General features: G+C 66.5%; 13 protein-coding genes. 7 read left to right on the forward strand and 6 right to left on the reverse strand.

Features of this window, described 5'->3' with window-relative positions; all coding sequences use genetic code 11:
- The coding region (locus E0504_RS51705) for a hypothetical protein (protein ID WP_207974715.1) at nt 1-348 on the forward strand (348 nt) is incomplete at its 5' end.
- A 23-nt stretch (nt 349-371) separates the two neighbouring features.
- Here the strand turns inward: E0504_RS51705 and E0504_RS50980 are convergent.
- From E0504_RS50980 to E0504_RS46945, 4 genes are all read right to left on the reverse strand, one after another.
- Nucleotides 372-1,034 (reverse strand): hypothetical protein, encoded by a 663-nt coding sequence (locus tag E0504_RS50980; RefSeq protein WP_165938855.1) that lies wholly within the window; start codon nt 1,032-1,034, stop codon nt 372-374.
- A 176-nt stretch (nt 1,035-1,210) separates the two neighbouring features.
- Nucleotides 1,211-2,641, reverse strand: a complete 1,431-nt coding sequence (locus tag E0504_RS46935) for an NAD(P)/FAD-dependent oxidoreductase (protein ID WP_160144221.1) — start codon at nt 2,639-2,641, stop codon at nt 1,211-1,213.
- A 347-nt stretch (nt 2,642-2,988) separates the two neighbouring features.
- Nucleotides 2,989-3,729: a UbiA family prenyltransferase gene (locus E0504_RS46940; protein ID WP_112104669.1), complete on the reverse strand. Its 741-nt coding sequence runs from the start codon at nt 3,727-3,729 to the stop codon at nt 2,989-2,991.
- 29 nt (nt 3,730-3,758) lie between these two features.
- Nucleotides 3,759-4,433, reverse strand: a complete 675-nt coding sequence (locus E0504_RS46945; protein WP_160144220.1) for a class I SAM-dependent methyltransferase — start codon at nt 4,431-4,433, stop codon at nt 3,759-3,761.
- 535 nt (nt 4,434-4,968) lie between these two features.
- On the opposite strand from E0504_RS46945, the gene E0504_RS46950 reads away from it, so the two are divergent.
- Genes E0504_RS46950 through E0504_RS46955 form a run of 3 tightly spaced genes read left to right on the forward strand, consistent with a single transcriptional unit; the run spans nt 4,969 to nt 7,761 of the window.
- Nucleotides 4,969-5,304: a DUF4277 domain-containing protein gene (locus E0504_RS46950; protein ID WP_235013570.1), complete on the forward strand. Its 336-nt coding sequence runs from the start codon at nt 4,969-4,971 to the stop codon at nt 5,302-5,304.
- Nucleotides 5,301-5,447, forward strand: a complete 147-nt coding sequence (locus E0504_RS51710) for a hypothetical protein (RefSeq protein WP_200835125.1) — start codon at nt 5,301-5,303, stop codon at nt 5,445-5,447. The genes E0504_RS46950 and E0504_RS51710 overlap by 4 nt, the downstream gene beginning before the upstream one ends.
- A gap of 13 nt (nt 5,448-5,460) precedes the next feature.
- A complete protein-coding gene (locus E0504_RS46955; protein ID WP_112104667.1) occupies nt 5,461-7,761 on the forward strand; it encodes a LuxR C-terminal-related transcriptional regulator in 2,301 nt (766 codons plus the stop codon).
- 33 nt (nt 7,762-7,794) lie between these two features.
- On the opposite strand, the gene E0504_RS46960 is transcribed toward E0504_RS46955, so the two are convergent.
- A complete protein-coding gene (locus E0504_RS46960) occupies nt 7,795-8,373 on the reverse strand; it encodes a hypothetical protein (RefSeq protein ID WP_306769407.1) in 579 nt (192 codons plus the stop codon).
- 406 nt (nt 8,374-8,779) lie between these two features.
- Here E0504_RS46960 and E0504_RS50985 point away from each other — a divergent pair, with 406 nt between their 5' ends.
- Nucleotides 8,780-8,929, forward strand: a complete 150-nt coding sequence (locus E0504_RS50985) for a hypothetical protein (protein ID WP_160144219.1) — start codon at nt 8,780-8,782, stop codon at nt 8,927-8,929.
- A gap of 134 nt (nt 8,930-9,063) precedes the next feature.
- Here the strand turns inward: E0504_RS50985 and E0504_RS46965 are convergent, their stop codons facing one another.
- On the reverse strand, nt 9,064-9,471 hold the full coding sequence (locus E0504_RS46965) for a MerR family transcriptional regulator (RefSeq protein ID WP_112104666.1): 408 nt from the start codon (nt 9,469-9,471) through the stop codon (nt 9,064-9,066).
- Nucleotides 9,472-9,520: 49 nt separating this feature from the next.
- Here E0504_RS46965 and E0504_RS46970 point away from each other — a divergent pair, with 49 nt between their 5' ends.
- Complete coding sequence (locus tag E0504_RS46970; RefSeq protein WP_112104665.1) at nt 9,521-10,405, forward strand: NAD(P)-dependent oxidoreductase; 885 nt, start codon at nt 9,521-9,523, stop codon at nt 10,403-10,405.
- 397 nt (nt 10,406-10,802) lie between these two features.
- Nucleotides 10,803-11,096: a hypothetical protein gene (locus E0504_RS46975; RefSeq protein ID WP_131627751.1), complete on the forward strand. Its 294-nt coding sequence runs from the start codon at nt 10,803-10,805 to the stop codon at nt 11,094-11,096.
- The last annotated feature ends 483 nt before the right edge of the window (nt 11,097-11,579 follow it).

An 11,579-nucleotide genomic window follows, 5' to 3' on the forward strand; every position in this document is an offset into this window, starting at 1 on the left:
TCACCTAACGAAGTCCTACTAGCGCAGGTCGGTGAGCAGCAGCCGTTGCGGCGCGCGCACGCCCGCTACCACCTTGAGCTCGCCCAGCGATCCGATCCGCACCTGCGAAGGTCAGAACAGCTCGACTGGCTGGCCCGGCTGTCGGCGGAGCACGACAACCTGATGGCCGCGCTGCGTTGGGCGGTCCGCGACGACCGGGAGACCGCATTGCGGATGGTCGCCGCTACAGGGTCCCCCCAGTGGTTTGTAGGCATCGTGGGTTGTTGGCGCGACTTCGTCACCGACCGAGGGCGTACCAATCACCTCCAGCCGCACCGCAAATACCTTCAAGCTGTCGGCCGTCCCTGACTTCGAGGACAAGGTGGTCGACGTTATAGGTCTGTATTTTGGGCCCGCCGCGCGCCGTCTGGTGGAAGTGAACCAAAGAAGAATTTCTCCTGGACATAGGCTACGGGTGTGTCATTTCGGCACAACAACGCCTGCGTGGCGATCGCGTGGCCATCGGAAGTGTGGCCATACCCGCCGTCGTCCGAAATCGTCATTGCGAGCATCCGACGCTGGATTCCCTCCGCCTGTAGAGCCCGACCAAGAGACACGTCCGTGGCGGTGAGCGTGGCGCGCTCCCGCGCGGTCACCCGGTCGAGCAGCACGGTCGAGAATGCGAAGCCTACGCTCTCACCCTCGACATGCATCCGGATATTACGGTGCTGGACAGTTGCGTTGTCGACGCAACGAAGTAGTACCGCGAGTCCAGGCGAATGGTGTTCTCGACCGAGTGCCCTTACCGGGTACGACGAGTCCTCCTGTATCAATCGAACCGCGCGATCCATGATCTCAACGGTGATCTCCCGTCCATACCATTGCGCCAGGATCTCCGTTGCCAGCAACGCTGAATCCCGCAGTAGATCCGCCGGCCGTGGCGCGTGACGGCAACCGGCTGCCGTGTCCTGCCGGGTCTCCCGTCGGGCCGCCTCGTCATCCTCAACGGTATTGATCACCTTCTCGAGCGGGTCGACATGTACACGTTCAATCACGGGCAGCTTTTTTCCGCGGTGTCCGGCGATCTCGGAGAGCCGCCAACCCCATGGGTAGCGGCCTTGCCCGCCCCAACCGCCCAGGCCACCCGTCCGGGCGGAAGCTGGCGACGACTGCTGTATCCGACTCGCGGCAGAAGTGGACGTTCGTGTCGATCTTCCAGCTCACATCGAAGTCACTCTGCGTGACATGACGGCCCGGATCGCGTTGGCGGCATTTCGTTGCATCCGGGCTTAGCCTGGGCGAGCTCGCCCATCATTTCTCGCCGGAATGCGTGATAGTCGACTTCGATCGCGTGCCGGGGCGACGGATCGGACCGAGAATGCGCGCGCGCGACTTCGCGGCGGATGCGCGTATCGATGTCGGACGGGCGTCTCACCCGCCCGCTGATCTGCAGCGCCGCGAGGCGTGCCTGGTAGTCGGCGAGCTGCCAGATGCAGCCGATCGGCTGGAACAGGCCGATGAAGAAAAGGCTTGGTATCGTCGGATGCATCATCTTCAGATAGAGTGGCGGCGTCTTGGCCATGTCCCAGCCGGCGATCCGCTCGGACAGGAACGGGAAGCTCGTGCGAAAGCCGGTTCCCATGATGATGACGTCGAATTCTTCCTGTGTGCCGTCGGTGAAGTGGACAATGTTTCCGTCATAGCGCTCGATGCCGCGGCGCGCGACGAGCCGGCCATCGCGTAGCGCGTCGAGTACGCTGGAATTCAAGGTCGGGTGTTTCGCGAGCGGCGCTTTGGTCGGGGTCTGTAGACCGTATTCTTCCCATTTACCGATCACGAGCCGCAGCCAAAGCTTCAGTGCCGACTGGAGTAGCGGCTTTGGAATCTTGCCGTACCAGGACCCATAGAGGACGTCCATCGGCTTCCCGGACATGAGTTTCGGAATGAAGTAGGTCCCCTCGCGCATGCTGAGCGCGGCCCGCGAGGCGAGGTGGGCGACGTCGACGGAAATATCAGCGGCCGAGTTTCCTGCGCCGACCACGAGCACGCGCTGGCCGCGGAACGGCTCGGGGCGCTTGTAGGCGGAGGAGTGAACGATCTTGCCTGTGAACGTGCCCGGGTATTCAGGCACGAGCGCTTCGCGGTGGTGGCCGGAGCAGACCAGCAAGCTGTCGAAAAGTTCAACCCTTGTTTCGCCGTTCGTGATGATACGCACCGCCCATCGGCCGTCGCCGCCGAGCGTGCATTGCTCGACATACGAACCGAGGCGGATGTGCGGCTCGAGCTGAAACGCTCTCGCATATTCGGTGAAGTAGGCGAGCAGCTGCCGGTGCGAAGGAAAGTCCGGGTATTCTTCTGGCATCGGAAAATCGGCGAACGATGACATGCGCCGGGACGAGATGATGTGCGAGCACTCATAGACGCTGGCCCGATGGGGATCGTCGGTGTACGCCCAGTTGCCCCCTATGTCGCTGCTCTCGTCGTAGCAGACGACGTTGCGGAAGCCGACCTGAAGTAGGTTCTTCAGCGCGGTCAGACCGCAGGGGCCTGCGCCGATCACACAGATCCGCGTTTCGCCAGATGAATTCACGGCCTCGTGCAGGGCGCCGTCCTCAGTCAGGTTCCGCTCGCGTGCCGCCAGGATCGCGCTCGCCGTCACCATTCCACTCGACGTCTCCAGCGGACACCGGCGGCGGCAACGGCGGCAACGGCCAAAACCGTAGGTCGAACGGCAGCTCGCAAGGCGAGGCGCCGCAGCACTCGTCCGAGAAACGCCGCTCCTCCGCCGTCCACGCTGACAGAGACCCGCGGGCATTCGGGGAACATTGCGAGATACGCAGCCGTCCTTCTTGGTCCGCAGCCTGCTCCGCGGCGCCGCGGACCGCGCGACGGGCCGAGGCGACGATCTCGTTGAACCCGCGCGGACCGCGCGCGACCGGGGGAGCCCAACGTAGCGCGCGGCCAGGAGAATGTGCGCGGGGAGCGGCACGCGGCCATGGTGGTGGCCGATCAGATGCGGACGGCGACAAGGGTCGCGGCCAGCACGGCGGTCGCGAGCGAGAGGAGCCGCAGTCCGGTCTCGGCAGGAGCGGTGAGCCGCCTGGCGTCGAGCGGCTCTTTGCTCCCGTCGGCGAGCTCGAGCTCGCCGCGGACGGCGATCACCCGGCGTCGCACGTACCGCACGTGGTGCGAGAGCGCGCGCTGGGCGAGCGAGAGCAGCACCGCAAAGACCGCGGCGAGCACAGTCACGCCTCGGATGTCGCCCGCGACGGCCGCGTAGCCGCAGAGCACGGGGAAGCCTCCCCACGAGAGCCCGAACCAGAGGTCGGAATGGAAGCGTCCCCCGGCGAGCTCGAGGTTGTACGCCAGCACGAGGAAGATCCCGAGGGGGATGAGGAGCGCGAGCCAGGCCTCGAAGGTAAGCACGCCCACGAGGCCGATCGTGCAGGCGCCCACGGTCGAGACGCCGGCGAGCGCGACGAGAACCCGATCAGGGATGTTGGTGCGCAGCGGTCGCCCGTTCAGCTCGTCGAGGGCGTGCGCGCCGACACCGACGGCGAGCGCGAACGCGGCGACGACGGCACCGAGCCTGTCCCAGGCAACGACGGGCGCGAGACAGCCGCCGATGACGACGTACGACAGGTGCCACGCCGTGTAGGGGGGATGGAGCAGCGTCACGTAGTCCCGCCAGCCGCCGCGCTCGAGCGCGTACCAGGCGGGACGGGAGACCGGCTGAACCTCCCGCGTCATGACGCCTTCGGCCGCACGATCGGGAGGGCTCACGTCTTCCGTCCCCAGATGACGGCGGCGCCGCCGAGACTCAGCCGTTTCACCTCGACCCCGTGGAGTCCCGCCGCGTGCCACCACTCGAGCTGGTGCTCGAGCGGGTGGCGCTCCCAGAAGTCGCGGATCGAGCCTCCGAGGAAGTCGCCGACCTCCCGCCAGCCGTTCCGGAGAAGGCGGCCGGCGAGCGGTAGCACCGCATGGACGTAAAGATCCCAGAGCGGGCGGGCGGCACCACTCGGGACGCCGAAGTCGAGCGAGGCGACGAAGCCACCCGGACGCACCACGCGCGCGAGCTCGGCCAGCGTCGCCGCGGGATCGTCGACGTAGCGAAGGAGGTACGTAACCGTGACGTGGTCGAAGTACTCGGAACCGAGCGGGAGCGCATCCGCCGAGGCATGGATCAGCTTGACCTCGTCGTCGAAGCGACGGCGCGCGACCGCGAGCATCTCGGGACTCTGATCGACTCCGGTCACCCCGAACCCCTGCCGCAGGAGTTCCGCCGCGACCAGCCCCGTCCCTGTCGCCACGTCGAGAACCTGGCCGCCGCGCGGAAGGCACGAAACGAGATAGCGGCGCCAGCGCGGGTCCTGTCCCAGCGAGAGCGTGGCGCCGACGCGGTCGTACGTCGGCCCGAGCGGTGCAAAAAGCGCGCGGGCTTGCTCTTCCACGCTCCGTCCTGACATCCGTCCAATCACACCTTTTCGATCGTCGTGTCGCTACCTGCGGGCAAACCTGCAATTTGATCGGGTCATTGACTAAAGACTGTCTACCTCGCCACCGTGCGACGCCTCGAGAAACGACTGAAAGCTGTTGCTGACCAAATGGCGCAGGACCGGACCGTCGATTTCCACCTCGCTGAACCCGACGCACGCTTGGCCAGCTGGGCGGTACGGGCGCCGACGAAACTGACCTCGACTCGTTGTACCGGTGGCTCCGCGGTCACACTCGTCAGCTTAGGCGGCACGCCGGGGCACCGACATCAATGGAATTCGTGATGAGGTAGCTACCGTGGCCGGCCCGCGACGGTGTTCCCCCGTCCTCCGCACGGTCGTCTGGTGTGCTGACTGTGCGGCTTCTTGATCATCTAATGGTGTGGCTGCTGGTGCGGGAGTGTTGGGCCTGGCACGGTTCGGAGCTGTGCAGGCCGCCGCCGTGCTGGACTACGGGCCCGAGAGCGTGGAGAAGTTCCTCGGCGCGCTGCCCGTGGTCCGTGACCTGCTGGCCCGTCTCGACCTGGTCGCGACCATCGACCGGCTCTGCCCGGTCCGCTCGGATGCCCGGGTCACCCACGGCCAGGTCATCGCGATGGTGATCGCCAACCGGTTGACCTCCCGACCCCGCTGGTCCGCATCGAGAACTGGGCGCGTAAGTGGGCGGTCAAGAAGGTCCTCGGGATCGAGCCGGACGCGCTCAACGACGACCGGGTCGGCCGGGAGCTGGAGGCGCTCGCCGAGCAGGCCGACGCCGCCGTCGGCTCGATCGGCACCGCCGCGATCGTCGCGTTCGGGATCGAGGTGTCCCAGGTCCACCGGGACATGACCAGCATCTCCCTCTACGGGGCCTACGAGCAGGGCGACGACGACTACGCCACGCCCCGGTTCGGCCACCCGAAGGACATCTTCAACCCGGCCCGTCACACCATCAAGACCCGATGTGCGGAGGACCGGGCTTCCCAGCGGTAAAGTCCTTGCCACCATGGCCAGACCCTCGCGCCGTCCAGGTAATCTGCCGGCCGAAGCGACCAGCTTCATCGGCCGCCGCCGGGAGCTCGCCGAACTCAGGAAGAAGCTCACCGAGGCCCGGCTGGTCAGCCTCATCGGGCCGGGCGGGGTCGGCAAGACCCGCCTGGCTATCCGGGCGGCGACCGACCTCGGACGGGGGTTCCCCGGCGGCGCCTGGTTGGTCGAGCTCGCTGAAGTCCGGGACCCCGCACTCGTCGGCAACGCCGTCATGGCGGCGTTGGACCTGCGGGACCAGGCCGCGACCGAGCCGGTGGCCCTGCTGCTGTCATACCTGCGGGACAAGCAGCTGTTGCTGGTCGTGGACAACTGCGAGCATCTGATCGAAGCGGCCGCTCGGCTCGTGACCGAGGTCATGAGAGCCGCACCAGGCGTGCGGGTGATCGCCACCAGCCGGGAGCCGGTATCGATACCGGGTGAGCACGTGGTCCCCGTGCCGCCACTGGATCTGCCGTCGGCTCACCCGCGGGTGTCTCTCCCGCAACTGCGACAGAACGAGGCGATCATGCTGTTCGCCGAACGGGCGGCGGCTGGATCGGGCAGCTTCGAGTTGACCGCCGCGAACCAAACGGCCGTAGTCGATCTGTGCCGCCGGCTTGACGGGCTGCCGTTGGCGATCGAGCTGGCGGCGGTCCGGACCCGGGTCCTCACCGCGCAGCAGATCCTCGATCGCTTGACTGACCGGTTCGGACTGCTCACCGGTGGCGGCCGGGCCGTCTTGCCGCGTCACCAGACGCTGCGGACCACCATCGACTGGAGCCACGACCTGTTGACGGCCGGCGAGCAGATCCTGCTGAGGCGGCTATGGGTGTTCGCGGGAAGGTTCACCCTCGACGACGTCGAGTCGGTTTGCACGTCCGACGACGTGCCGGCCGCACAGGCACTGGATTTGCTGTCGTCGCTTGTCGACAAATCCCTGGTGGTGAAGGAGGACGTCAAGGACATCGCGTGTTACCGGCTACACGAGACGATGCGCGAATATGCCGACCTCAAGGCAGGAGAAGCGGGCGAGGTGGCGGCCGTCGAACTACGCTGCGCCGACTACTACCGGTCGAGGTGCCTGCGCTCGCGGGCGGACGCCCGGTACCGGATCGTCGAATGGCTCGACTGGATGGACCTGGAGATCGACAACATCCGCGCTGTCCTTCAGCGATGCGTGGCGCACCAAGACAGCGAACGCGGACTGGATCTAGCCAGCTCGATAGGGTGGTACTGGATTACCCGTGCGACCAGCGAAGGCGTCTGGTGGCTCGATGAGCTGCTCGAGGCGGGAAGTGGAAGCCCGCAGGCCCCCGCCTTGGCCCACTTCCTCCGCGGATTCCTCGCCGTACTGCAGTCCGATCCGACGGCCGCCACGCCGGCGCTGGAACGAGCGGCGGCAGCGGCTCAGGATGCAGGGCAGGTCAGCCTGCAGTCACAGTCGCTGTCCTTGGCATCCATCGCCCACCGCATGGCCGGTAATCGTGCATCGGCTAGCCGCTTGCTCGACGCGGCTCGAGCCATCACGACGCCCCTTGGCGATTATCCCGCGACGATCGCGTTGCTGCAGGCCAGAGCGCTCGACGGTCTCATCGAGGGCAATCTCGACACGGTCAGATCGGCGTCCTCAGAAGGCGCGCTTCGCAGCCGCCGAGCGGGCGACCTCTACAGTCACGAGATGATGCTTCTGAACCTCGGCCTCGCCGCTCTGATCGGCGGAGATCTCGACGAGTCAAAGCCGCTGTTCACGGAAGCGCTACGGATCGCCAGCCAGATCGATGACCGGGTGGCGCAGTACTGCCTACTCGACGCATTGGGCTGCCACGCTGCGGGTTCCGGCCAACCACGGCTCGGAGCCCGACTGCTCGGGGCGGCCGAAACCGTGCAAACGGGCGTCGGCGCAACCGTCTTGCCATACCTAGCTCCACTGTTGGCCCATGCCAAAGAATCGGCCAGAACCGCACTCGGAATACACACGTTCCAGACAGAGTTCGAGGCCGGACAACGCCTGAGCCGAGAAGACCCGATCCGCCTGGCGCTCGGCGAACCCACTCACGTTACCGCCGCGGCATCAGGCGATAACCGGACGCCGCCGCTCGGGAAACGGGAAGCCGAGGTCGCACACCTGGTCGTCGACGGATTGAGTAACAAACAGATCGGAGCGCGCCTGCTCATCTCCGAACACACCGTCGACAGCCACATCCGCAACATCCTGAACAAACTTGGATTCAACTCACGCGCCCAGATCGCCGCCTGGATTGCGTCACCCAACCAGTAGCGGATGGTCGACCCCACTACATGAAACGTCCGCTCATCGGCATGAGCGGTTGTCGGCGAACGAGTTTGTACGCGGCTGGTCTCGTCCATTTTCGATCATGCTGGGGTCGGGAGGGGTTCGGGCTGCGTGACTAGAGCCAGCGTTCCGGCTCCGGTCGTCTGCATGGCTCGGAGCAAACTGGGGGCCGGCCTCGGCCCATCCGATAGGGAAGAGTGGTCCGACGGCGTCGAAGACGGCTTTGCCGTAGTGGCCGGCGATGAGGGGTTCCGCGTAGTTCAACGCGAGCGTTACCGTGTTGGAGAAGATGAGCAGACGCCGCGCCGACGGAACCACCTCCACCGGCCCGCCGTGCACGGTCAGGTGCCGCGTGCCGACCAGAAGCGCCACGACCGACAAGTCGACCGCCGACGCGACGAGGAACGCGACGTACGTCGGCACCCCCAGACGAATGCCGAGCGTCGCCACGTTCCCGAACACGAACAGGAACGTCAACCTGACGACGATCCCCACGATCACGGTGACGGTCACCAGACGGACTGCGGCGTCCGGACCTACCAGATGTGCGGAACGCACGTTCGATTCAGCCGATGATGTTGCTTGCTGGGCGCTCACTCGGCATCGCCCCTGGTCAGGAGCCTCGTGGAGACCGGGCGGATGGTGATTTCAAGGCACTGAACCAAGATTGAAGGGTTCTTATTGTGGTGCGTTAGGTCCACCAGATTTTTGATCAGGCACCCAACCTGCGCACATGCGGTTTATGACCTATCGCTTGAGGCCTGGCGTTTTGGATCGGGGCTGGTCAGGACCTCGATGGCTGGTTCGAGCCCCATCTGGACAACCAAGTTTCCGTCATGCGAACCGCCCCCTTTCGGAGGCGTTGCGGCTGCTGACTAGACCGGAAGTCGAGCCAGACAAGGTCGTGCGGACGATCGCCTTCGTCGCCGCGCTCGCCGATCTTGGTATATAGGTCGCCGAGCCCGCGGACCCTCGGCGGCGTCGGCTGGCTGTCTCGGCTGGAGTGTCCGGAGCGGCGTTCGCCGGCGGTCTGCTCACCCTCGGCGCGGTGCTGCTGCTTGGCCGGCACGCGGGTCGGATCGACCCTGCCGGCTGCTGCTGGCAGGGGTGGCGCTTGGGATACCTGTCGCAGGCCGCGACGAGCTTCCTGTAGCTGGGCGTCAACGCAACCATCTGGCGCACCTGCTCGGCATGGTCTCGGGCGCGGAGTGGCAGGCAGTCGGACTGCCCGCTGCCGTCGTCGCCGCGTGCACGATGGGCTATCCTGCGGCCGGAGATCGCCTGTGGTTATGCAGGGGCGGGCTCCAGGTCAGCTTTGTCAAAGGGTGGATAGCTCTCGCTGCCCATTCGCTCGGCCGCGTCAATGTAGGTCGCGAGCGCATCGCGGGATTGCTCGAGCCTGTCTATCTGGTCGTTCAGTCGCTGCAGCCGGGAGCGCATCGCGGCCAGCAGCTCGGGGCACCCGGGCAGCTCCGGGGCCTCTCCGACCGCGCAGGGCAGCAGGTACGCGATGTCCTCGGACGACAGACCGGCACCAAGCAGGTGCCGGATCTGATTCACCCGCAGCACGGCGTTCTCGCCGTACTCGCGGTAACCGTTCACGCCGCGGTCTGCCTCCAGCAGGCCCTGGGCCTCGTAATAGCGCAGCTGATGGGCATTGACGCCCGTCCGACGACTCAGCTCCCCGATCCGCATCGAAACCTCGCTTGACCTTCACACCGGTCTCAACGTTGACGATGCTGCCATGAACGACAGCCCCGACACACCCGTGACAGTCATCGGACTCGGACGGATGGGCCAGGCACTCGCCGGCGCGTTCCTGAAAGCCGGGAATCCCACAACCGTGTGGAACCGCACGACCTCCAAGTCCGACCAGCTGGTGGCCGAGGGCGCACGGCTCGCGCCGACGGTCGGCGACGCGCTCAAGGCAGGTTCCCTGACGGTCATCTGCGTCACCGACTACCAGGCCACGCACGAGCTGCTCGGCGCGACCGACATCGAGCTGGACGGCACAATGTTGATCAACCTGACCTCGGGCGACTCGGCCCAGGCCCGCGAAGCCGCCCGATGGGCCGAGCAGCGTGGCGCCCGCTACCTGGACGGCGCGATCATGGCCATCCCGGCGGCGATCGGGACCGCCGAGGCGGTGATTCTGCACAGCGGGCCGCGGTCGGACTTCGAGGCACACAGGCCAACACTCGGCGCGCTCGGCACCGTCACCTACCTTGGCGCGGACCACGGGCTGGCGTCCCTGTACGACGTGGCTGGCCTGGCCATGATGTGGAGCGTCCTGAACGCCTGGCTCCAGGGCACTGCCCTGCTCAGGACGGCCGGTGTCGACGCCGCGACGTACGCGCCGTTCGCCCGGCAGATCGCTGCCGGCGTGGCCGAATGGCTGCCCGGGTATGCCGAGCAGATCGACAGCGGCTCCTTCCCCGCCGAGGTGTCGGCCCTGGAGACCGACGCGCGGGCGATGGCGCACCTGATCGAGGAGAGCGAGGCGGTGGGAGTCAACGCCGAACTGCCCAGGTTGATCAAGGTGATGGCTGACCGCTCGATTGCCGCCGGACATGGTGGGGAGCAGTATCCCGTGCTGATCGAGGAGTTCGGCAAACCCGGCGACCACTGACCGATCCCGACATCGAGATCTGGCTGGCTTGGCCTTTCCGCCGATGTCAGGCGTGGCTGCCCCGGCTTCGCGGCGCTGGATTGTCAAGTCCGCCGAGCACGGCGCCGGCAGGCTGGCCAGCCCAGGCGATGATCTGTGCTGGTGTTGACGCGGGCCTGGAGTTCGAGAGGCGCGAAGGTCCAGGGCGAGTGATCGGCTCGTCGACCACCCGGGCGCGCAAGCGCAGACCGCAGTGCGGGCTGGAAGGCGAGGGTCGCCCTGGCCGACAGCAGAGCTACGGCCGGTGACGCAGGAGGCCGCCGACCTGCCAGCGTGTGGGGCTCCAGAACCCCGATTTAGGTGGTGACCTGCACGTTTGCCTGCAGGATGGGTCCTGCGTCGGGCAGGCCGGATGATCATGATGTGGTCCCTGTCCTACGCCCTGACACGCAATCCTGATGTGGATCTGTACAGGATCTTCATCCCCGACTTCACCGACGGTCGCGTGATCGTCGTTGACGTCGCGAACCGCCGGCTCATCGCCAGGCCCGAGGTGCTCCCGGCCGGCATCCCGTTCGAACTGGTCGCGCAGGGCCCGTTCATGTTCTTCAACGACCCGGACAGCTCCCGAGCGGGCGCGATCCGGCTGGGCCTCACATCCCGCGGCGCGGCGAAGGCTCACGTGCCACGGGCAAAGGCAGGCATCCTGTGACTCGGTACAACGACCGGGTCGACCTGTGACGGGCAGTGACGATTGTTGACAGGGAATGTAAAGGTGGGATCCCCGACTCGCCAGGAGGCGCAGGCGGCTCAGGAGGCGATCGAACCCTAACGCCCGGTCACCTGGTGGCACCTTCGTGACCAGATAGCAGATTTTCCCCGGTCAGGCCAGATGTTGACTTCGTCACAAAAACTCTGCAAACATCCACCTCCTATCGACCCGACCAGGTCCCCCCTCCACGGCCCGGACGGGCTGCTCGGTCCACCCCCGAGCCAGCCCGCCCCTGCCGAGAGCAGGTAGGGCCCTGATCTCGAAGGACGGGTGGATGCATGAAGCGCGCACGGAACCCACATGACGTTCAGCCGCACCAGCGGCCCGGGTTTCGCCCGGCGGGGCGGCCACCGGCAGGACGACGTCCCGCCGGGAGGCGTACAGCGAGGCGACGCGGGGGGGGGGCTTAGAGCGTGTCTCAGG

This window comes from Parafrankia sp. BMG5.11 (assembly GCF_004337455.1).

Coding starts and splice junctions, on each gene's coding strand:
- E0504_RS51710 (WP_200835125.1), top strand. CDS start 5,301: ATGACCAGCATCTCCCTCTACGGGGCCTACGAGCAGGGCGACGACGAC.
- E0504_RS46955 (WP_112104667.1), top strand. CDS start 5,461: ATGGCCAGACCCTCGCGCCGTCCAGGTAATCTGCCGGCCGAAGCGACC.
- E0504_RS46975 (WP_131627751.1), top strand. CDS start 10,803: ATGATGTGGTCCCTGTCCTACGCCCTGACACGCAATCCTGATGTGGAT.
- E0504_RS46940 (WP_112104669.1), bottom strand. CDS start 3,729: ATGACGCGGGAGGTTCAGCCGGTCTCCCGTCCCGCCTGGTACGCGCTC.
- E0504_RS46970 (WP_112104665.1), top strand. CDS start 9,521: ATGAACGACAGCCCCGACACACCCGTGACAGTCATCGGACTCGGACGG.
- E0504_RS46935 (WP_160144221.1), bottom strand. CDS start 2,641: ATGGTGACGGCGAGCGCGATCCTGGCGGCACGCGAGCGGAACCTGACT.
- E0504_RS46965 (WP_112104666.1), bottom strand. CDS start 9,471: ATGCGGATCGGGGAGCTGAGTCGTCGGACGGGCGTCAATGCCCATCAG.